The 21,333-nt window shown below is 39.9% G+C and carries 18 protein-coding genes and 1 tRNA gene; 17 read left to right on the top strand and 2 right to left on the bottom strand.

The features are described 5' to 3' along the window. Positions 1–121: 121 nt before the first annotated feature. The gene (locus I6F41_RS13340; protein WP_011327680.1) at positions 122–385 is read right to left on the bottom strand and encodes a GrxA family glutaredoxin; all 264 of its coding nucleotides are present in this window, start codon (positions 383–385) and stop codon (positions 122–124) included. Positions 386–734: 349 nt separating this feature from the next. On the opposite strand from I6F41_RS13340, the gene I6F41_RS13335 reads away from it, so the two are divergent. Together I6F41_RS13335 and I6F41_RS13330 are read left to right on the top strand one after the other, a co-directional pair. Further along, a complete protein-coding gene (locus tag I6F41_RS13335; protein WP_011327681.1) occupies positions 735–1,181 on the top strand; it encodes an Hsp20 family protein in 447 nt (148 codons plus the stop codon). A 290-nt stretch (positions 1,182–1,471) separates the two neighbouring features. After that, positions 1,472–1,918, top strand: a complete 447-nt coding sequence (locus I6F41_RS13330) for an Hsp20 family protein (protein ID WP_011327682.1) — start codon at positions 1,472–1,474, stop codon at positions 1,916–1,918. Between the two features lie 80 nt (positions 1,919–1,998). On the opposite strand, the gene I6F41_RS13325 is transcribed toward I6F41_RS13330, so the two are convergent. Further along, on the bottom strand, positions 1,999–3,552 hold the full coding sequence (locus I6F41_RS13325) for a cryptochrome/photolyase family protein (RefSeq protein ID WP_182684591.1): 1,554 nt from the start codon (positions 3,550–3,552) through the stop codon (positions 1,999–2,001). 290 nt (positions 3,553–3,842) lie between these two features. On the opposite strand from I6F41_RS13325, the gene I6F41_RS13320 reads away from it, so the two are divergent. The 15 genes from I6F41_RS13320 (at position 3,843) to I6F41_RS13250 (ending at position 21,333) form a co-directional block, all read left to right on the top strand. After that, a tRNA-Met gene (locus I6F41_RS13320) sits at positions 3,843–3,919 on the top strand. A 279-nt stretch (positions 3,920–4,198) separates the two neighbouring features. Beyond that, positions 4,199–4,654: a ribosome maturation factor RimP gene (gene rimP / locus I6F41_RS13315; RefSeq protein WP_041454374.1), complete on the top strand. Its 456-nt coding sequence runs from the start codon at positions 4,199–4,201 to the stop codon at positions 4,652–4,654. 38 nt (positions 4,655–4,692) lie between these two features. Continuing rightward, on the top strand, positions 4,693–6,192 hold the full coding sequence (gene nusA / locus I6F41_RS13310) for a transcription termination factor NusA (protein WP_011327685.1): 1,500 nt from the start codon (positions 4,693–4,695) through the stop codon (positions 6,190–6,192). Between the two features lie 25 nt (positions 6,193–6,217). Then, the gene (gene infB / locus I6F41_RS13305) at positions 6,218–8,878 is read left to right on the top strand and encodes a translation initiation factor IF-2 (protein WP_011327686.1); all 2,661 of its coding nucleotides are present in this window, start codon (positions 6,218–6,220) and stop codon (positions 8,876–8,878) included. Between the two features lie 109 nt (positions 8,879–8,987). Next, on the top strand, positions 8,988–9,488 hold the full coding sequence (gene rbfA, locus I6F41_RS13300; RefSeq protein WP_011327687.1) for a 30S ribosome-binding factor RbfA: 501 nt from the start codon (positions 8,988–8,990) through the stop codon (positions 9,486–9,488). Continuing rightward, positions 9,472–10,431 carry a tRNA pseudouridine(55) synthase TruB gene (gene truB, locus I6F41_RS13295; RefSeq protein WP_011327688.1) on the top strand — a complete coding sequence of 320 codons (960 nt, stop codon included), beginning with the start codon at positions 9,472–9,474 and terminating at the stop codon, positions 10,429–10,431. Before rbfA ends, truB begins: the two co-directional genes overlap by 17 nt. Positions 10,432–10,585: 154 nt before the next feature. After that, positions 10,586–10,855 carry a 30S ribosomal protein S15 gene (gene rpsO / locus I6F41_RS13290; protein ID WP_011327689.1) on the top strand — a complete coding sequence of 90 codons (270 nt, stop codon included), beginning with the start codon at positions 10,586–10,588 and terminating at the stop codon, positions 10,853–10,855. Positions 10,856–11,205: 350 nt separating this feature from the next. After that, a complete protein-coding gene (gene pnp, locus I6F41_RS13285; protein ID WP_011327690.1) occupies positions 11,206–13,332 on the top strand; it encodes a polyribonucleotide nucleotidyltransferase in 2,127 nt (708 codons plus the stop codon). A 254-nt stretch (positions 13,333–13,586) separates the two neighbouring features. Next, positions 13,587–14,465, top strand: a complete 879-nt coding sequence (gene nlpI, locus I6F41_RS13280; protein WP_011327691.1) for a lipoprotein NlpI — start codon at positions 13,587–13,589, stop codon at positions 14,463–14,465. Further along, positions 14,449–15,624 (top strand): hypothetical protein, encoded by a 1,176-nt coding sequence (locus tag I6F41_RS13275; protein ID WP_197108640.1) that lies wholly within the window; start codon positions 14,449–14,451, stop codon positions 15,622–15,624. The genes nlpI and I6F41_RS13275 overlap by 17 nt, the downstream gene beginning before the upstream one ends. Positions 15,625–15,880: 256 nt before the next feature. Further along, positions 15,881–18,673 carry a monovalent cation/H+ antiporter subunit A gene (locus tag I6F41_RS13270; protein ID WP_011327693.1) on the top strand — a complete coding sequence of 931 codons (2,793 nt, stop codon included), beginning with the start codon at positions 15,881–15,883 and terminating at the stop codon, positions 18,671–18,673. Further along, complete coding sequence (locus I6F41_RS13265) at positions 18,673–19,020, top strand: Na+/H+ antiporter subunit C (RefSeq protein ID WP_011327694.1); 348 nt, start codon at positions 18,673–18,675, stop codon at positions 19,018–19,020. Before I6F41_RS13270 ends, I6F41_RS13265 begins: the two co-directional genes overlap by 1 nt. After that, a complete protein-coding gene (locus I6F41_RS13260) occupies positions 19,017–20,534 on the top strand; it encodes a monovalent cation/H+ antiporter subunit D (RefSeq protein WP_011327695.1) in 1,518 nt (505 codons plus the stop codon). The genes I6F41_RS13265 and I6F41_RS13260 overlap by 4 nt, the downstream gene beginning before the upstream one ends. After that, positions 20,534–21,070, top strand: a complete 537-nt coding sequence (locus tag I6F41_RS13255) for a Na+/H+ antiporter subunit E (RefSeq protein WP_011327696.1) — start codon at positions 20,534–20,536, stop codon at positions 21,068–21,070. The genes I6F41_RS13260 and I6F41_RS13255 overlap by 1 nt, the downstream gene beginning before the upstream one ends. Continuing rightward, the gene (locus I6F41_RS13250; protein ID WP_011327697.1) at positions 21,064–21,333 is read left to right on the top strand and encodes a K+/H+ antiporter subunit F; all 270 of its coding nucleotides are present in this window, start codon (positions 21,064–21,066) and stop codon (positions 21,331–21,333) included. Before I6F41_RS13255 ends, I6F41_RS13250 begins: the two co-directional genes overlap by 7 nt.

The raw sequence follows: 21,333 nt of genomic DNA, 5'->3' as shown, positions 1-21,333 counted from the left end.
AGGATAAATGCGGTAAATGCTTGTAGAAATTACAACTAATTTATAGGTGATTGATGTTGGTCGAAATTTAACCAGCTAAGTAACTAGATTACTTAACTGGTTAACATATTTGATACAGAACTTATTGATAAAGTCCAAGATTCTCTTTGGCGTAGGCCTCAAACTCTGTAAAACCACCAATGTGTTTTTGGTCTACAAAGATTTGCGGCACTGTTGGGCAAGGTTTGCCGGCAGACTTTTCAAGATCTTCTTTACTTATGCCTTCTTTAATAATGTCGATATAGCGAAATTTAAAATCATCACGTTCATTTGATAGTTGTTCTGCTACGTCTTTAGCACGAACACAAAATGGGCAGCCTTCACGACCAAAAATTACAGTTAACATAGTGAACTCCTCAATTAAATTGCTACTAGTGTAACCAATTGAGTTAAATATTAAAGAGCAAACAAGCGATTAAGCTGTTCGCTTTTATTGATATGCCTTAGGGATCAGCGTTTTTAAATAATCGCTACTGTTATTGGGCGCTTAATGTGGTGTTAAAAGTAAAATAAATAATTTTTTGAAAAATCATCTTGAAAACACTTTTGCAGTCCATATATAGATAAGTAGAGGACGCCTGATGGGTCCTTGTTAAACAGAAGTAATTGAAATTTATATTATTAATTAAACTTCATTTGTGTTTGTTCATTAGAAATGCACAACTGAAATATCGCTTAAATATGAGGATATTATTATGCGTACAGTAGATTTATCACCCCTTTATCGTTCATTCATCGGTTTCGATCATTTAGCGTCTTTAATGGATGCGGCAGCAAGTTCAGATAAGCAGCCAAGCTTTCCTCCTTACAATATCGAAGCGCTCGATAAAGACAAATACCGAATTACTATGGCAGTTGCTGGTTTTAGCAATAGCGAACTGACAATCGAGTCAGAAAATAACACCCTAAAAGTTAGCGGGGTTAAACAAAGTAAAGACGATAGTAAAGAGCGTAAATTTATTCACCAAGGCATTGCAGATCGCAATTTTGAGCGTAAGTTTCAGTTAGGAGATCACGTCAGAGTTATCGCTGCTGATTTAGCCCATGGTTTACTCAGCATAGATTTACAACGTGAAATACCTGAAGCGTTAAAACCGCGCAAAATAGCAATAGGTGGCAATGATTTGCTCGAAGATAAGTAATTCACTTTAAATATTTTCCACTGTTTTAGCCGCCTCGCTTGAGGCGGTATTTTTACCATTGTAATTTATGTTTAACGACCTTGTTGTGTATTTTAAAAGAGTAAATTTAAAAAATTATTTGTTATTTGCTTGAAAACAATTTTAACGTCCATATATAGATAAGTAGAGGACGCCTGATGGGTCCTTGTTAAACAGAAGTAATTGAAATTTATATTATTAATTAAACTTCACTTGTGTTTGTTCATTAGAAAAGCACAACTGAAATATCGCTTAAATATGAGGATATTATTATGCGTACAGTAGACTTATCACCCCTTTATCGTTCATTCATCGGTTTCGATCATTTAGCGTCTTTAATGGATGCGGCAGCAAGTTCAGATAAGCAGCCAAGCTTTCCTCCTTACAATATCGAAGCGCTCGATAAAGACAAATATAGAATCACTATGGCGGTTGCTGGTTTTAGCGAAAGCGAGCTGAGCATAGAATCAGAAAACAACACACTAGTTGTTGCAGGTATTAAAACGGGTAAAGAGCAAGCGAGTGAGCGTAAATTTATTCATCAAGGTATTGCAGAGCGCAACTTTGAGCGTAAATTTCAGCTGGGGGATCACGTAAAAGTACTTGGTGCCGATTTAGCAAATGGCTTATTGAGCATTAACCTTGAACGCGAAATACCAGAAGCACTTAAACCACGCAAAATTGAAATAGGCAGTGGTAGCCTTATAGAAGGCAAGTAATTTAAATAAGCTTAGTTTTTGATTATCCCCGTAAAGCCGCTTTTTAGCGGCTTTTTGCTGTTCTGATAAAAAGTTAAAAGTTACAGGCTTTCCAGATTGTTCAAATAGTAAGTTGCTTGCTGTAATGTACTTTGCTGTAACGTATTCTCTTGTTTATCCCAGTTTTTATACACCATGCCAATGCGTGGGTTTTTTTCTAATTTTGCTCTGTGCGTGTGCATAAAATGCCAGTAAAGGCTATTAAACGGGCAGGCGTCATCACCCACTTTTTGTTTTACTTTATAGTGGCAGTTTTTGCAGTAGTCGCTCATTTTATTAATATAGTTACCGCTTGCCGCATAAGGTTTGGTTGCAATAATTCCGTCATCGGCAAATTGGCTCATACCCCGAGTATTGGGCATTTCTACCCATTCAATAGCATCTATATAAACGCCCAAATACCAAGCATCAACCTCATCTGGGTTTATAGCCGTTAATAAACAAAAATTACCAATAACCATAAGACGCTGAATATGATGGGCGTATGCAGTCGTTAAGCTTTCACAGAGCGCATGGTGCATGCAGTTCATTTTAGTTTTAGCATGCCAAAAATACGGCGGTAATGTATTTTTGGCTTTAAGCTGATTTTTAGTTGCGTAATCTGGCATGTTAATCCAGTAAATTGCGCGTACGTACTCTCTCCAGCCCAGTATTTGCCTAACAAACCCCTCTACTTGTGCAATAGAAATATCATTAGGGCGTTGTTCGTATTGGGCTATTACACGCTTTATTACATACAGTGGGTGTATTAACTTTGCATTTAAAGCAAACGATAAGCGGCTATGGTACAGGCTATTGTTATGTTTACCTTGCTCTGTCATTGCATCTTGAAACTGGCCAAAATGAGGCAGTAAATACCAACAAAAATAATCTAAGCAGCTAATGGCTTGTTTTCGGGTTGTGGGCCAAGGGAGTTGTTCTGCGGCTTTACCAAAGTAGCTAACATTATGTTTATTTAAACGCGCAATTATAGCGCTTACATCGTTATTAAATAATTTAGGTGGCGGGATTTGCGCTAAGTCGGCGGTTGAAAATTTATTTCTGTTATTACTATCAAAGTTCCACTTTCCACCGTGTGGTTTGTTGCTATCCATTAATATATTAAATTGTTTGCGCATTGTGCGGTAAAAATGCTCCATCGTTATGTGTTTATCTTTTACAAAACGGTGTTTTATTTCCTCAAAGGGCAGTAAAAAATGCTCGCTGTCAACCCCGCTAACCGTTAATGGGCTGGTGTTTGCAAAGTGGGCTAACTGGGTTTTTAATCTATATTCGTCTGGGTATTGATACTCAATAGTATTGCATTGATGTTGCGCCGCTATTCGGGTAAGCAATGCGGGTAAATCTTTATCATTACAGGTTTCGTTTAATGTTAAATGCAGTACATTAAATTCGGCCTGGTTTAATGCTGTTGCAAAGTTTTCCATTGCGCAAAAAAATGCACTGATTTTTTGAATATGGTGCTTAACATAGCTGGTTTCTTGTTTTAGCTCTGCAATAACATATAAGGTATTGGTTTGTTTATTTTTAAACCATGAGTGAGCAGGGTTGAGCTGATCGCCCAAAATGAGTCTAAGAGTATTAAAGTGTGTCATGCCTAAGCCAAATAAATTTAATACGCAAAATTATTACATCAAGATCGCTTACTTTATAAAAACATAGATTTAAAAATTCCTAAATTTGGATAATAAGTGCAAAAATTAACAAAATTAAATAATTACGCGTTAAATTATAAACACGCTATTTGGTGTCACTTTTTTTATAAACTTATTACTTATTATGGTTGCTAATTACGGCGTACATACTTATAATACCCGCCATTGTTTAGTATGTTGAAAGATATTACTAACAGCGATATTAAATTATTAAGTTTAGTATCTATTGGCGCGGGATGGAGCAGTCTGGTAGCTCGTCGGGCTCATAACCCGAAGGTCGTCGGTTCAAATCCGGCTCCCGCAACCAATCATAATAGTGGGTTTAATCTTACTAATTTATATCGCGCATTCTAAGTAATGCGCGTTTTGCGTTTAAGCTACTGTAGTTTAATTTAGTCAGATTTTTGACTCGCAACCAAGCTTGGCCCTAGGCCACACAGTTTTGTGCTTTTTGGTGTGACGCCCCGCTTGGTTCGGGGCGTTGTTGTATCTGCACTGTTTGATTTGTGACATGGTGATCAAATCAAAATTTAAACTCAATATTTTAGGGCTATAAGCCCTTTTTTTGTTTGTATGGAGGATTTTCGTGACAAAACTTGAACAAGATTTAGTGGCTATGTTAACGCCAGCGGTAGAAATGTTAGGTTTTGAATTACATGGTCTTGAGTTTGTACAAGCGGGTCGCCATTCTACCTTAAGAGTTTATATTACTCATGAGGCTGGGATCTCAGTTGATAATTGTGCAGATGCGAGTCGCCAAATAAGTGCGATTTTAGATGTCGAAGACCCAATTACAAATGAATATGATTTGGAAGTATCGTCTCCTGGTGTTGATCGTCTATTATTCAAACAAGATCACTACGAGCAGGCGCAAGGAGAGGAAGTACAATTACGTACTAAACTTCCACAAGACGGTCGTCGTAATTTTAAAGGCGATTTAATAGCAGTTACTAGCGATATGATTACACTATCTAGTGATGGTACAGAGCATTTAATTATGCTTAGCAACATTGAGCGTGCGAACATAATTGCAAAGTTTTAATTCGAGCGCAAAGGAATAGGGCAAGCGAGGCATAACCCATGGCAAAAGAGATATTATTGGTTGCTGAAGCCGTCTCCAATGAGAAAGCGGTTCCAAAAGAAAAGATTTTTGAAGCTTTAGAGTTCGCTCTAGCAACAGCAACAAAGAAAAAGCACGGTGGTGACATCGACGTACGTGTAGCAATTGACCGTAAAACAGGTGACTACGATACTTACCGTCGCTGGCAGATTGCTGCAGTATTAGAAGATGGGTCTTTAGAGAACCCATACAGCGAAATTACCCTAGAAGCAGCGCAAGTTGAAGAACCTGACTTGCAAATGGGTGACTTCGTTGAAGAGCAAATTGACTCAATTAAATTTGACCGTATTACAACCCAAATGGCTAAGCAAGTTATCGTACAAAAAGTACGTGAAGCTGAGCGTGCTTTAGTTGTAGAAGAATACAAAAGTAAAGAAGGTGAGTTAGTAACGGGTGTGGTTAAAAAAGCCACTCGTGACGCGATCGTTCTTGATTTAGGTAATAATGCAGAAGCGGTAATTTACCGTGACGACATGCTACCGCGTGAAAACTTCCGCCCAGGCGATCGTATTCGCGGTCTTCTATACGAAGTTAAGCCAGAAGCACGTGGCGCACAATTATTTGTAACGCGTTCTAAGCCTGAAATGCTAATGGAATTGTTCCGCATTGAGGTGCCAGAAATCGGCGAAGAAATGATTGAATTACGTGCCGCTGCACGTGATCCAGGTTCGCGCGCTAAAATTGCGGTTAAGTCTAACGACAAACGTATTGACCCAATTGGTGCTTGTGTAGGTATGCGTGGCGCACGTGTTCAAGCTGTATCGTCAGAACTTGGCGGTGAGCGTGTTGATATCGTACTTTACGATGATAACCCAGCACAATTTGTTATTAACGCAATGGCACCTGCAGAAGTAGCTTCAATCGTAATGGATGAAGATACGCACTCAATGGATATCGCTGTAGAAGCTGATAACCTAGCACAAGCTATTGGTCGTAATGGTCAAAACGTTCGTTTAGCTAGCCAATTAACTGGCTGGGAACTAAACGTAATGACTGTTGAAGACATGCGTAGCAAAAACGAAGCTGAGTCAGATAAGTTACTTAACTTATTTACTGAAAATTTAGAAATTGATGATGAATTTGCTTCATTATTAATTAACGAAGGTTTCTCGTCACTTGAAGAAGTTGCGTATGTACCGGCATCTGAATTTTTAGAAATTGATGGCTTAGATGAAGAAACGGTTGATCTATTGCGCTCACGTGCAAAAGACGCATTAACCACTAAAGCACTTAAAACGGAAGAAAGCTTAGATGGCGCAGAGCCAGCTGAAGACTTACTTGCGCTTGAAGGCTTAGAACGTCATTTAGCATTTGTTATGGCAAGCAAGGGTGTAATTACACTTGAAGACTTAGCTGAGCAAGGTATTGATGAATTAGTGGATATTACAGAACTATCACCTGAAAAAGCAGGTGAACTGATTATGGCTGCACGTAACATTTGTTGGTTTGCAGACGAGTAATTTATTAACGGAGGTATTAGAGACTATGGCAGAAGTAAATGTTGAAAAACTAGCCGGTGATATAGGTACAACTGTTGATAAATTGCTACAGCAGTTTTCACAAGCCGGTATTACCAAGCAAGCAGGCGAAAGCGTAACCGAAGCTGAAAAAGCGACGTTACTTGATCACTTAAGCAAGCAGCATGGCGGCACAGGTTCAGATGGCCCAGCGCGTATGACATTGCAACGTAAGAGCAAAAGCACATTAAGTGTGACTGGCTCAACGGGCAAAGCAAAGTCTGTTCAAGTTGAAGTTCGCAAAACACGTACCTACGTGAAGAAAAGCGCAATGGAGCAAGAGCAAGAAGAGCTACGCCTAGCCGCTGAAGAAAAACTGCGCCTTGAAGAGCAGCAAAAAGCTGCACAAGAAGCCGCAGAATTGAAAGCGAAACAAGAGGCAGAACGTAAAGCGAAAGAAGACGCTGATCGTAAAGCTAAAGAAGAAGCTAAACGCAAAGCTGATGCAGAGCGTAAAGCGAAACAAAAGCAGATGACCCCAGAGCAAAGTGCTAAGTCTGAGAAAGATCGCATCGAAGCTGAGCGTCTGCAAAAAGAAGCAGAAGAGGCCGCATTGAAGAAAGCTGAAGAAGAAGCGAAACGTCAAGCAGAAGAAGCAAGAAAGCTAGCTGAAGAGAACTCAGCACGCTGGAAGAAAGAAGAAGAAGAGCGTAAGAAGCGTGAAGAAACATCTGATCACCACCTTACAACTTCTACTTACGCACGTGAAGCAGAAGATGTTGCTGATGCTCGTGATGAGCAAGGCACACGCCGTGCGAAGAAAAAGAAAAAAGCGCCAGCAAAAGATAAATTTGCAGCGTCTAAAGGCCGTAATAAAGGCAAGTTAAAAGCACCTACATCGCTACAGCATGGTTTTACAAAACCAACTGCTGATGTTAAAAATGAAGTGCGTATTAGCGAAACAATTACAGTTGCAGAGCTTGCGTCACGCATGGCTGTTAAAGGCGCTGAAGTTGTAAAAACAATGATGAAAATGGGCGACATGGTTACTATTAACCAAGTGATTGACCAAGAAGCTGCACAACTTGTTGCAGAAGAAATGGGCCACAAAGTTATCATTGTTAAAGAAAACGAATTAGAGCAAAAAGTACTAAACGATCGCCATGAAGATGGTAAGTCTGAGCCACGTGCACCAGTTGTAACTGTTATGGGTCACGTTGACCATGGTAAAACATCTACACTTGATTACATTCGTTCAGCTAAAGTAGCCTCAGGCGAAGCCGGTGGTATTACACAGCACATTGGTGCATACCATGTTGATGTTAATGGCAACATGATCACTTTCTTAGATACTCCGGGTCACGCCGCATTTACTTCAATGCGTGCTCGTGGTGCTCAAGCGACTGATATCGTAATCTTAGTGGTTGCAGCTGATGATGGTGTTATGCCACAAACTAAAGAAGCGGTACAGCATGCACGTGCTGCTGGCGTTCCTTTAATCATTGCTGTAAACAAAATGGATAAAGAAGGCGTAGACCCAGATCGCGTTAAGAACGAGCTAGCTCAGCTTGACGTTATTCCTGAAGAATGGGGCGGCGATACGCAGTACGTTCATATCTCTGCAAAAACAGGTTTAGGTATTGATGAGCTTTTAGAAGCGGTATTAAACCAATCTGAGCTACTAGAACTTACGGCTCCAACTGTTGGTATGGCTGCAGGTGTTGTTATTGAATCACGCTTAGATAAAGGCCGTGGTCCAGTTGCATCGATACTTGTTCAATCGGGTACGCTTAACCAAGGTGACATTGTATTATGTGGTCTTGAGTATGGTCGTATTCGTGCAATGCGCGATGAAAACGGTAAAGACATTAAGTCTGCGGGTCCTTCTATTCCTGTAGAAATTTTAGGTCTTTCTGGTATTCCGGCTGCAGGCGACGAAGCAACTGTAGTTAAAGATGAGCGTAAAGCGCGTGAAGTTGCTTTATATCGTCAAGGTAAATTCCGTGATGTTAAACTAGCGCGTCAACAAAAAGCTAAGCTTGAAAACATGTTTAGTCATATGACTGAAGGCGATGTGTCTGAAGTTAACGTGGTACTTAAAGCTGACGTTCAAGGTTCAATCGAAGCAATCTCTGATTCACTAACTAAACTCTCTACTGATGAAGTGAAAGTGAAGATAGTAGGTTCAGGTGTTGGTGGTATTACCGAAACTGATGCAACACTTGCAGCAGCGTCTAACGCAATTGTGGTTGGCTTTAACGTTCGTGCTGATGCTTCTGCTCGTAAAGTAATTGAGTCTGAAAACTTAGACTTGCGTTACTACAGCGTAATCTACAGCTTGATTGACGAAGTTAAACAAGCAATGTCGGGTATGTTGGCACCAGAATTTAAGCAAGAGATTATTGGTCTTGCTCAGGTTCGTGACGTGTTTAAGTCTCCAAAAATTGGCGCAATTGCTGGTTGTATGGTTACTGAAGGTGTTATTAAACGTAGCGCTCCAATTCGTGTACTTCGTGATAACGTGGTTATCTACGAAGGTGAACTTGAGTCACTTCGTCGCTTTAAAGACGATGTTGCTGATGTTCGTAACGGCATGGAATGTGGTATCGGCGTTAAGAACTACAATGACGTTCGTGTTGGCGACCAAATTGAAGTATTTGAAACAGTTGAAATACAACGTACTCTTTAATTGTTAGCTAGCTAGACTAATAAATGGGGGCTTAGCCCCCATTTGTGTATCCATTATTTAATTAACTTATTATTATATTCCAATAGGTTATGATTTTAGGACAAATGCAATGAGAGAATTTTCTCGTACAGATCGTGTTGCTCAGCAAATTCAAAAAGAAATTGCGGTAATTTTACAACGCGAAATAAAAGATCCACGCTTAGGTATGGTGACAGTGTCAGCGGTAGAAGTATCGCGCGATTTATCTTATGCGAAAATATTCATTACGGTATTTAATACGCAAGATGATAATGCAGCGAAGCAAAGTGCAAACGTACTTAACGAAGCGACCGGTTATATCCGCTCGTTACTAGGTAAGCGTATTCGTGCACGTATTATGCCTGAGTTAAAGTTTTTAGTTGATAACTCACTAATGGAAGGTATGCGTATATCTAACTTAGTTGATTCCATTATTCGCGAAGACAACGCTAAACATGTTGCAGATGAAACAGATGTTGAAGACAGCACTGATCATGAAGATGACGTAACTAACAGCGAAGATGAGACTAAACACGTAGATATTGATACAGATAGCGAAGAAGGCACTAATACAGATGGCAAAGCGCAGTAAAGGCCGTCCAGTTGACGGTATTTTGTTGTTAAACAAACCAATTGGCATTTCATCAAATAAAGCACTACAGCAAACAAAAGGTGTGTACTTTGCACAAAAGGCGGGGCACACAGGTGCACTAGATCCATTGGCAACGGGTATGCTGCCTATTTGCTTTGGTGAGGCAACCAAGTTTACACAGTTTTTACTCGATACAGACAAAACCTATGTGGTACGCGCTAAATTAGGCGAGAGAACAACGACATCAGATTCTGATGGTGAAATTGTTAGCACTAAAGATGTAAATGTAACGCGTGAACAACTGATTAAAGAAATTGCCGCTTTTGTTGGTGAGTCAGATCAGTACCCGTCAATGTACTCGGCGCTTAAGTATCAAGGTAGGCCTTTATATAAGTATGCACGCGAGGGTATTGAAGTACCACGTAAATGCAGAAAAATAAACGTGTTTAGCTTAACGTTTGACGAATTTGATGAAGTGAATAACGTAATACAAATGACGGCGCATGTATCTAAAGGCACCTACATTCGTACTATTGTTGACGACTTAGGTGAAAAGCTAGGTTGTGGTGCACACGTTGTTATGCTGCACCGCACTGCGGTTGGTCAATATCCTGCAGAAAAAATGGTGTCGCTAGATGAAATTGAAGCGTTATTAGCAAAAGCTAAAGACGAAGAAGTTGCACCTTCTACTTATTTAGACGCGTTGTTACTGCCACTCGATACAGCTTTAGTTGATTTACCGGTTGTTGAGATAAGTAAAGAGCAGGGCAGTATTTTTAGTCACGGCCAAGCAATAGACCTTGATATAGATTTGCCTGAAGGCGCAATTAAGGTTGTAGCTGACGGTATTTTTATTGGCACAGGCGAGCGTAATGCCAGCGGCCATTTAAAAGTTAAACGTGGCTTGGCCAGCCAACAAGATGATTATGTAAAACCCGAATAAATAGTTGCTTTAAATATTTTCAGCAGCTTATTTATATTGATGGGATAATTAACTTGTAGTTATTTGTACAATTGGTAGAATACGCCCGCTTAATCGTTTTGGCTGAATTAGTGATCGGCTAAAGCACCTTTTAAATTTAATTTTTGGAGTTATTATGTCACTAAGCAATCAAGAAAAAATCGATATCATTGCTAAATTCGCACGTGCTGAAGGCGACACTGGTTCACCTGAAGTACAAGTAGCATTACTTACTTTTGATATCAACAAGCTTCAAGGTCACTTTGCTGATCACAAGCATGACTTCCATTCACGTCGTGGTCTGCTTCGCAAAGTTAGCCAACGTCGTAAATTGCTTGATTACCTTAAAGGTAAAGACATCACGCGTTATACTGCGTTAATCAAAGAACTTGGCCTACGTCGCTAAGCACTTGATTATCAAAAAAGGAGCTTTTTAGCTCCTTTTTTTGTGCCTAAAATTCAGCACGACGTTTTATAAACACCTTAAATTATAAAATAAAACCTCTATTTAATAGGTAAGCAAAGGTCGTCATTTTTAGCCTTCATAAGGCTTAGCTTTTATCTAATAGCTAGACTCGCATTCTAACGGCGCTTTGGTATATACTATGCGCGTAGCTAAAAAGGTTTAGTTACGTTTATTTACGTCATCGCCAATTGTAGTACTTAATTGATTTTAAAATAAATACAATTATGTACTGTAATTGGTACTTAGATGACAACTTAAAAACATTTTAAAACATTTAAGGAATATTTTAAGTGCAAGCAATTATTAAAGAATTTCAACTAGGTCAACACACAGTGACACTAGAAACTGGTGCAATCGCTCGTCAAGCAGACGGCGCTGTACTTGCAAGCATTGGCGACACTTCAGTACTTGTTACTGTTGTTGGTAAACGTGAAGCGCAACCTGGCCAAGACTTTTTCCCACTAACAGTTAACTACCAAGAGCGTATGTACGCTGCTGGTCGTATCCCTGGTGGTTTCTTAAAGCGCGAAGGTCGTCCTAACGATGGCGAAACACTTATTGCACGTCTTATTGACCGTCCAATTCGTCCACTTTTCCCAAGTGGTTTTGTAAACGAAGTACAAGTTATTGCTACTGTTGTTTCTGTTAACCCTGAAATTCAACCTGATATGGTTGCGTTAATTGGTACTTCAGCTGCACTTGCTATCTCTGGTATTCCGTTCAGTGGTCCAATTGGTGCTACTCGCGTTGGTTACATCGACGGCGAATACGTACTTAACCCAACACTAAAAGAGCTAGAAGAAAGCAAGCTAGACTTAGTTGTTGCTGGTACTGATAACGCAGTATTAATGGTGGAGTCAGAAGCAGACGTACTTGCAGAAGACATTATGCTAGGTGCGGTTGTTTATGGTCATGAGCAAGCTCAAGCGATCATTACAGCAATTAAAGAATTTAAAGCAGAAGCAGGCAAGCCTACTTGGGATTGGACTGCACCAGCTAAAAACGTATCACTTGAAGAAAAAGTAGCGTCTATTGCTGCTGATAAAGTGGGCGAAGCTTACCGCATTACAGATAAAGTAGCGCGTAAAGAAGCACTTGGCGTAGCTAAAGATGAAGTTGTTGCTGTATTAACAAGCGAACTTGCTGAAGGCGAGTCTTTAGATAAGCAAGAAATTGGTAAAATCTTCGGTTCACTTGAGAAGAAAATCGTTCGTGGCCGTATTGCTGCTGGCGAAAAGCGTATCGATGGTCGTGAACCAGATATGATTCGTGCACTTGACGTAATGACTGGCGTATTACCGCGTACTCACGGTTCTGCTATCTTTACTCGTGGCGAAACTCAAGCACTTGTAACAGCTACACTTGGTACAGAGCGTGATTCACAGTTAATCGACGATTTAACTGGCACGCACAAAAACCACTTTATGCTTAACTACAACTTCCCTCCATTTTGTGTAGGCGAAACTGGTTTTGTTGGTTCTCCTAAGCGTCGTGAAATCGGCCATGGTAACCTTGCTAAGCGTGGTATTGCAGCAGTAATGCCAACATTGACTGAATTCCCATATTCAATCCGTGTAGTATCTGAAATCACTGAATCAAACGGTTCATCTTCAATGGCTTCTGTGTGTGGTACTTCACTTGCACTTATGAATGCTGGTGTACCAATTAAAGCGTCTGTTGCGGGTATCGCAATGGGTCTAGTTAAAGAAGACGATAAGTTTGTTGTACTTTCTGACATCTTAGGTGATGAAGATCACTTAGGCGACATGGACTTTAAAGTTGCGGGTACTGCTGGCGGTATTACAGCACTACAAATGGACATTAAGATTGAAGGTATCACTCAAGAAATCATGCAAATTGCGCTTAAACAAGCAAAAGCTGCACGTTTACATATCTTAGAAGTGATGGACAAAGCAATTTCTGCACCGTCTGAAGAGCTTTCTCAGTTTGCTCCACGTATTTATACTATGAAGATCCCACAGAAGAAAATCGCTGAAGTTATTGGTAAAGGTGGCGCAACAATTCGTCAACTTACTGAAGAAACTGGCACAACGATTGAAATTGGTGATGATGGCACAATCAAAATTGCAGCAACTGACGGCGAAAGCGCAGCAAATGCAATTAGCCGCATTGAACAATTAACTGCTGAGCTTGAAGTAGGTACTATCTACGAAGGTAAAGTTGTACGTATTGTTGATTTTGGTGCGTTTGTAAATATTCTTCCTGGTAAAGATGGTCTAGTACATATTTCGCAAATTAGTACTGAGCGTGTTAATAACGTGACTGATCACCTTTCTGAAGGTCAAGAAGTTAAAGTTAAAGTACTAGAAGTAGACCGCCAAGGCCGTGTACGTCTAAGTATTAAAGAAGCAATGGAATCTGCAGCACCTGCAGCTGATGCGCCAACTGACGCATAATTGCTAATACTTAATCCGGTTATATTTACTGGATAACATAAAAAGGGGCTGTTTAGCCCCTTTTTTTATGCTTTAATGAAACTAACTGCTTATAGCAATTGAATTTAAAGTTAATTATTTTAAGCGCTTAAGTTGAATGGATATCATTATTTTAAAGCGTTAAATAATTTATTAGCTAAACGCAGTTAATATGAACCTTACTAGACATCGCATGTCTTATTTATTTGCTACTTACCTTGGTATTAAGGATTTTAATGACACTCAAACATTTAGCCTTGGCATCTTTTACTATTTTGTCTTTAAGCGCGTGCCAAAGCACTTCAAAAGCTGAGTCAATGCCGATTGTTAATGTGCCTTTTACTGCGCCTCTCGCCTCTGATTTTAGAAGTGAAATTGCAATTGCACGTTATTCAGAGCTACTAAATAGAGTAGATCTAAGCCCTGAGCAACAAGCAAAACTTTATTATGATCGGGGTGTATTATTTGACAGTTTAGGCATGACCACGTTGTCGCGAATTGACTTTAATCGTGCTGTTAAATTAAAACCAGATTTAGCCGAGGTGTATAATTTTTTAGGTATTCAACATACCTTAATGCAGCAGTATGAAAAAGCCTATGAGCTTTTTGATTCAGCCCTTGAGCTTAACGAAGAACATGAATATGCGTATTTAAATCGTGGTATTGCACTGTACTATGGCGACAGAGCAGAGCTTGCACAAAACGATTTTAATGAGTTTTTAGCGCGCTCTCCAAACGATCCTTACCGTGTGTTATGGCTTTTTTTAGCGCAAGCACAGGATGATAAAGTTAAAGCACTTAGTGTGCTTAAAACCAATGCTAAAGCACTTGATGAATCGCAATGGGCGTATCAGTTAATTGCGCTTTACCTGGGCGATATTAGCGAACATGATTTTTTATCTGTTATTAGTGATGGGGTTAAATCAGAGCAAGAATACGCACAGCGATTATGCGAGGCTTACTTTTATTTGGCAAAATCGCATCAAGCAGCAGGTAATATTAATTTAGCCGCTGATTATTTTAAGCTGGCACTGGCTACCAACGTGCATGAGTTTATTGAATATAAATATGCGCGATTAGAACTTGAGCTGATGACAGGTGTTGACGAAAGCTAAGCGTTATAAACTAGCGGTAGTATTACTGTGTAGCCTATTAATTAGTGGCTCGAGTAATCATGCTAACAGTATTGGCTTTTGGCAGGTTTTAAATGCCAAGGCCAATATAATACAAAGTTATTGGCTATTTCCTGATTATTTTTCTCTGCATTTACAGCAACTCCCTGATATTGCGCTCGCTTCATTAGCGCGAAATAAAATACCTACCGCGCAATATAGATATTCACTTAAATTATTAAAAAATAACCATACCGATACTGCAAAGTTATTTTGGCAAAAAAACACCCATACTATGAGTGAGTCAAAACGCCAAGCATTAGCGATGGAGTTATTAGCTCAATCTCAATGGGGCGATCTTAAATTATTGGCAAAGCAGGGGTTATTGCCTGAGGGAGATGCATTAAATCATCTTAAACTGCAAACAACTCAGCCTTATAGCAGCCTGCCCACAGCGTTTATGCAGCGCCTTGGTTTTTTATCATTGAGTTCAGAGGTTAAAGCGGATGAACAATGTTTGTTTAACGTGTTAATGATGAGCGATCACCGTAGCGGGTTATATAAGCTCGCTAAACTTATAAAGCAATACAATAAGCGCCCTGAGCCCAGTGCTGGGGTTTTTTGTTTATCACAACCGATTTATGTTGGCGGTGCTATTAATTGTAGTAGTGCAGCAAATAAAATGGCGCAGTGCGATTGGCAAACCGCTAGGCTAAAAAAACAGCTTCCTACTGATTTTGACTTTATAGTAATGATGCCCAAGCAGGGAAGTGCAAATGTGCGCAGTGGCATTATGCAATTAAATTCAAAAGCAGGTTACCAAGTGTTTTTACATGAATTAATGCACTTTAATGGTTTTGAGGATGAATACGCGCTACCAAAAACGAAGCAAGCTTGGCTGTGTGCACAAAGTGGTTTTGTGGCACCTAATTTGTTTTTAGTAAATAGCGAAGCTACCCCACCAGTAGGTTGGTATAAAAGCCAGAGCTGCCAGCAAGGGGCCGTGGCTTATAAGCCCAGTGAAGCTTGGTCTATTATGCAATATCAGCAGTTAGCTCTCTCAGCGCAATACAGAGCGTTGTGGCAAGCACACATAAATACCCATTTTACAGTGTTTCCTCGTTTTAACTCCTTCATGGAACGCTCAATAACGCCACGCTAAATTTTAAAGTCTTTACTCTAAGGCGTATGAAAAGCGAACATAGTTGATATTGTTGCATTAATTTATATATAAATTTGCTTGATAATTATGCAGCTAGAGGCGCTTTCTATAGACAAAAACGGCGTTTATCAGTATAACTATACGTATTAATGCTGTTAAAAAAGCAGACCACAAAAGCTAATGCCCAAGTCACTTTGGTAATTAACTATAACGAATAGCGTATTGATAAATTTATGATTTTAAAAGGTCCTTTACTATGACTTTGCTCTGGATACCCCTGCTATCCTTAATTGGCAGTGTTATTTCTGCATTTACAGGCAAACTAACGCGAAACCAAGCGACAAGCTTAACTATGCTTGCACCATTAATCGCACTTTGCATAACTCTATATCATGCGCCTGCGGTACTTGCCGGTGAAACTATTCGTTTTAGTGCTGCTTGGATCCCAAGTTTAGGGCTCGATTTCTCCCTGCGCTTAGACGGTCTAAGTTTACTGTTTATATTTATGATTTTGGGCATAGGCTTATTGGTTATTTTATATTCTCGTTATTATTTAAGTAATAACGACTCAATGGCAAAGCTATATAGCTACTTAATGTTATTTATGACCGCAATGCTTGGCATTGTTATGTCTAATAATGTTATTCAGCTATGGGTGTTTTGGGAATTAACCAGTATAAGTTCGTTTTTATTAATTAGTTATTGGTGGCATAAGTCAGAGGCGCGCAAGGGCGCACGTATGGCGCTTACAGTTACCGGAGCCGGTGGTTTAGCGCTGCTTGGTGGGTTACTGATAATTGGCGACATTGTTGGCAGTTATAACCTAGACATAATTTTAGCCAGCAGAGCAATTATTCAATCGCACGATCTATATGAGCTTGCACTGGTTTTAGTGTTATTAGGTGCATTTACTAAATCGGCCCAATTTCCGTTTCATTTTTGGCTACCTCATGCCATGGCAGCGCCAACACCTGTGAGCGCCTATTTACATTCGGCGACCATGGTTAAAGCGGGTATCTTTTTGTTAGCGCGTTTTTATCCGGCCTTAGCGGGCACCGAAATGTGGTTTATATTAGTTGCCTTAACAGGTTTAATTACTTTGTTATTTGGCGCATACGTGGCTTTATTTAAGCATGATTTAAAAGGTTTATTAGCGTATTCAACTATAAGTCATTTAGGTTTAATTACGCTATTGCTTGGCCTAGATACCGAACTTGCTACTGTTGCCGCTATTTTTCATATTATTAATCACGCCACCTTTAAAGCGTCACTGTTTATGGCCACTGGTATTATTGACCATGAAACAGGTACGCGCGATATGCGTAAACTCAATGGTATGTGGCGCTTTATGCCCTACACAGCAACGCTTGCTATGGTTGCCGCTGCAGCAATGGCGGGTGTCCCTTTGCTTAATGGCTTTATTTCAAAAGAAATGTTTTTTGCCGAAACACTGCATCAGCAAGTACTTGGCTCTATGTCGTGGTTAATCCCAGTTTTAGCAACCATTGCGGGGGCATTTGCCGTGGCTTATTCGGCGCGCTTTATCCACGATGTATTTTTTAATGGCGACCCAATAGATTTACCGCGTACGCCACACGAGCCGCCTCGTTATATGCGCGTACCCATCGAAATATTAGTGGTGTTGTGTTTACTTGTTGGCATGTTTCCGCACTTTGTAGTTGATGGTATTTTATCGGCAGCCTCATTAGCAGTACTGGGCAAAGCAATGCCAGAGTATCAGCTGAGCATTTGGCATGGCTTTAATTTACCGTTATTAATGAGTGCCATGGCAGTTGCTGGCGGCTTATTTATTTATGTTAACCGTAAACACCTGTTTCAATTTCAAGCGTCTTTACCGCCGCTAAACGCTAAAAAAATGTTTGATCATTTAGTACAATGCGTTATTGATTGGAGCCAAGATAAAATAAACAAAACAGAAAATGGCTCACTGCAACGCTATGTATTTATTATGCTGGGCGTTATTTTATTAGCTGCTGGTTGGCCGTTATTCGAAATGCAAAAATTAGCGGGAAGTGTGCCAAATACACCGGTTGATTTACACAACGGCATAGGTGCTAGCTTGTTAATTGTAGGTGCCATTGCCACAGTGATAAGCCATAGATCGCGTATGGTCGCTTTGTTAATGGTATCTATTGTGGGATTAATGGTAGCTGTGGTGTTTACCCGCTTTTCGGCACCAGACTTAGCCTTAACGCAATTAACGGTAGAAGTGGCAACAATAATACTACTTATGTTGGCATTGTTTTTCTTACCGCAAAGCACCCCAAGAGAATCAAGCTCATTGCGTATATTACGTGATTTAAGTATTGCCTCGACAGTGGGCGTTGTTATAGCCAGTATTTGTTACGCTTTGCTTACTCGTCCGCTTGATTCTATTTCTGACTTTTTTATTGCCAATGCCAAAACCGGTGGTGGCGGTACCAATGTAGTTAACGTTATTTTAGTTGATTTTAGGGGCTTTGATACGCTTGGCGAAATTACCGTATTAGGTATTGCAGCACTAGGGATTTTTAAGCTTTTATCGCGAATTCCATTGTTTATGCCTGCAACCGACAGTGATGGCCGTTCATGGGCACGCGAGCGCCACCCTATTTTATTAGCCAGTATTTCGCAAAGCTTACTCCCGCTTGCACTGTTAGTGTCGGCTTATATTTTCTTACGTGGTCATAATTTACCGGGCGGCGGCTTCATTGCCGGGCTTGTTACTTCTATTGCCTTTATTTTGCAGTATATGGCACATGGCTCTACTTGGATCAGTGAGCGCTTTGATGTTAATTACCGAAAAATTATTGCCTCGGGTATCGCTATTGCTATGTTCACGGGTGTGGGTAGCTGGTTTTTTGATAAGCCATTTTTAACCACGTGGTTTGACTATTTTGACATTCCATTTATTGGTAAAACAGAGTTAGCAAGTGCCATTGTATTTGACCTTGGTGTGTACTTAACCGTAGTGGGTGCCACATTGATGATATTAGCAAGCTTAGGTGATATGACCACAAGTGCAGAGCAAAAAGAAGGTGATGTTTAATGGAGTTATTATACGCGTCGTGCGTGGGTGTATTAATTAGTTGCGGTGTGTTTTTACTGCTAAGAGCACGTACTTTTCCGGTTGTGCTTGGTCTAACTATGATTTCTTACGCAGTTAACTTGTTTTTATTTTCATCGGGTCGACTAACCACAAATAAAGCTGTTGTATTAGGTACAGGTGCAGATTACGCCGATCCACTGCCGCAAGCTTTAGTGTTAACAGCCATTGTAATTGGTTTTGCAATGACCGCCTTTGTGGTTATATTAGCAATACGTGGCCGTGCAGATTTAGGTAATGACCATGTTGATGGTCACCTTGTTAAAAGTAAGTACAAGGTGAAAAAATGATTCAGCATTTAACATCGCTTCCTGTATTGCTGCCTATGCTAGCAGCTATTATTTTACTATTACCACCGTGTGGTAAAAACTTATTTGCCCGTCGTTTGGCTTCAGGCGTAATGGCAATTATTACATTTGTAGTGAGTGTTTTATTACTGATAACCGTACACAACGAAGGTATTAACGTATACGCAATAGGTAACTGGTCAGCACCATTTGGTATTGTACTTGTTGCAGATATGCTCTCTAGCTTGTTGGTAACACTTACTTCATTTTTAGGCGTAATGGTTGTGCTGTACGGATGTGCAGGCGATGATGAACACGGCAGTTTTTTTCATCCACTAATTCACTTTTTAATTTTAGGTGTTAATGGTGCATTTTTAACTGGCGATTTATTTAACGTATTTGTATTTTTTGAAGTGCTGCTTATTGCCTCTTATGCCTTGCTTATGCACGGTGGTGGCAAGCAAAAAACTAAAGCTGCATTGCACTATGTTATTTTAAACTTAGTAGGTTCGAGTGCGTTTTTAATTGGTTTAGGTATTTTATACGGTGTACTAGGCACGCTAAATATTGCCGATATGGCGCAAAAAATATCTTTACTTACTGGCGACGATGTTTATTTAGCTAAAGCCGGTGGACTATTGTTATTAGTAGTATTTGCTTTAAAAAGTGCGTTGTTGCCACTACATTTATGGTTACCAAATACCTATTCAAGTGCCGCCCCAGTTGTTGCTGCGCTATTTGCGATTATGACCAAAGTTGGTGTGTACGCCATGCTACGCGTTTATACCGTTATGTTTGGTGAGCAAGCTGGCGAACTTGAACACATGGCGCAAACTTGGTTATGGGGCTTAGCAATTGCAACGATAGTTGTAGGGGCCATAGGGGTATTAGCCGCTCAGGATTTACGTAAGATCACTGCCAATTTAGTACTGGTGTCGGTGGGTACTTTGGTGGCTTTAGTGTCGTTACAAAACATAAACGCTACGGCGGCCTTGCTATATTATTTAGTACACTCAACTTTGGTATGTGCTGCTTTATTTTTACTCGCCGATATAATTTCTATTCAACGCGGTAAAGTTGGCGACAGATTGGTAGCAGGTAGAGTGGTAAAACAGCCGTTTTTATTAGGTACGTTATTTATTATTGCAGCATTAACTGTAATAGGCATGCCGCCATTTTCAGGCTTTGTAGGCAAAATTTGGATTTTAAAAACAACACTCAATAGTGAAAATGCACTTGTATTTTGGCCTGCTTACTTAATTACCAGTTTAGTGTTAATTATTGCACTAGCACGCGCCGGAACTAGTTTGTTTTGGGAAGGTAAGTACACAGGTAGTGAGCCAAATGACGCACCAAACGCGCATCCATTGCAAGTAATTGCTATTGTGGGGTTACTTATTTGCTCAGTAATGCTAGTTGTTTTTGGTGGTGCTATTAGTGAGTACACCATAAAGGCCGCAACCCAATTACACGACATAAGTGGTGGTATTAATGCCGTGCTTAAAGGAGGTGTTTAATGCGACTAAAAGCACGTTTTAGATTGTTACCTACGCCATTTCGTAGTGTATTTTTATTTATAGTATGGCTGTTATTAAATAATAGTGTGTCTGCAGGGCACTTGGTATTAGCGGCTATATTTGCGATTGTTATTCCGTTATTTACTATATCGTTTCGCGATCCTCAGCCATTAATTTTAAGGCCCGGATTAGCCTTTAAACAAGTTTTTATTGTACTGTACGATATAATAGTGGCCAACTTACAAGTGGCTGTATTAATACTTGGGCCAAGTAAAAACATGCGCCCAGCATTTGTTAAAGTACCCGTAGATTTAACCCATGAAATGCCGATTACTATTTTGGCAAGCTGCGTGTCACTCACACCTGGCACTGTGAGCGCTGAGGTATATCCTATTTTAGAATCACTTAATAAAGGTGAGCAACCAAAACAGCGTTATTTGCTTATTCATGTACTTGATCTTAAAGACGAGCAAGCACTTATTAAACAAATAAAAGAGCGTTATGAGGCTCCCTTAAAGGAGATATTTCAATGTTAGAAACCGTATTATTAATTGTATTTAGCATGATTGGATTAGCGCTACTATTAAATTTATGGCGTTTGGTAATTGGTCCATCGGTTCCCGATCGTATTTTAGCGCTCGATACTATGTATATAAACGTGATTGCGCTGATTATTTTATACAGTATAAGTATGAGCACGGGGTTGTACTTTGAAGCGGCTTTATTAATTGCAATGCTTGGCTTTATAAGCACAGTAGCATTATGTAAGTATTTACTTCGCGGCGATATAATCGAATAA

This window comes from Pseudoalteromonas sp. SCQQ13 (assembly GCF_015864415.1).
Taxonomy (GTDB): domain Bacteria; phylum Pseudomonadota; class Gammaproteobacteria; order Enterobacterales; family Alteromonadaceae; genus Pseudoalteromonas; species Pseudoalteromonas nigrifaciens.
Note: the sequence above shows the minus strand (reverse complement) of the source record. Positions and strands in the feature narration are given on the sequence as shown.

Coding starts and splice junctions, on each gene's coding strand:
- I6F41_RS13340 (WP_011327680.1), bottom strand. CDS start 385: ATGTTAACTGTAATTTTTGGTCGTGAAGGCTGCCCATTTTGTGTTCGT.
- I6F41_RS13335 (WP_011327681.1), top strand. CDS start 735: ATGCGTACAGTAGATTTATCACCCCTTTATCGTTCATTCATCGGTTTC.
- I6F41_RS13330 (WP_011327682.1), top strand. CDS start 1,472: ATGCGTACAGTAGACTTATCACCCCTTTATCGTTCATTCATCGGTTTC.
- I6F41_RS13325 (WP_182684591.1), bottom strand. CDS start 3,552: ATGACACACTTTAATACTCTTAGACTCATTTTGGGCGATCAGCTCAAC.
- nusA (WP_011327685.1), top strand. CDS start 4,693: ATGGCAAAAGAGATATTATTGGTTGCTGAAGCCGTCTCCAATGAGAAA.
- infB (WP_011327686.1), top strand. CDS start 6,218: ATGGCAGAAGTAAATGTTGAAAAACTAGCCGGTGATATAGGTACAACT.
- rbfA (WP_011327687.1), top strand. CDS start 8,988: ATGAGAGAATTTTCTCGTACAGATCGTGTTGCTCAGCAAATTCAAAAA.
- truB (WP_011327688.1), top strand. CDS start 9,472: ATGGCAAAGCGCAGTAAAGGCCGTCCAGTTGACGGTATTTTGTTGTTA.
- rpsO (WP_011327689.1), top strand. CDS start 10,586: ATGTCACTAAGCAATCAAGAAAAAATCGATATCATTGCTAAATTCGCA.
- nlpI (WP_011327691.1), top strand. CDS start 13,587: ATGACACTCAAACATTTAGCCTTGGCATCTTTTACTATTTTGTCTTTA.
- I6F41_RS13270 (WP_011327693.1), top strand. CDS start 15,881: ATGACTTTGCTCTGGATACCCCTGCTATCCTTAATTGGCAGTGTTATT.
- I6F41_RS13265 (WP_011327694.1), top strand. CDS start 18,673: ATGGAGTTATTATACGCGTCGTGCGTGGGTGTATTAATTAGTTGCGGT.
- I6F41_RS13260 (WP_011327695.1), top strand. CDS start 19,017: ATGATTCAGCATTTAACATCGCTTCCTGTATTGCTGCCTATGCTAGCA.
- I6F41_RS13255 (WP_011327696.1), top strand. CDS start 20,534: ATGCGACTAAAAGCACGTTTTAGATTGTTACCTACGCCATTTCGTAGT.
- I6F41_RS13250 (WP_011327697.1), top strand. CDS start 21,064: ATGTTAGAAACCGTATTATTAATTGTATTTAGCATGATTGGATTAGCG.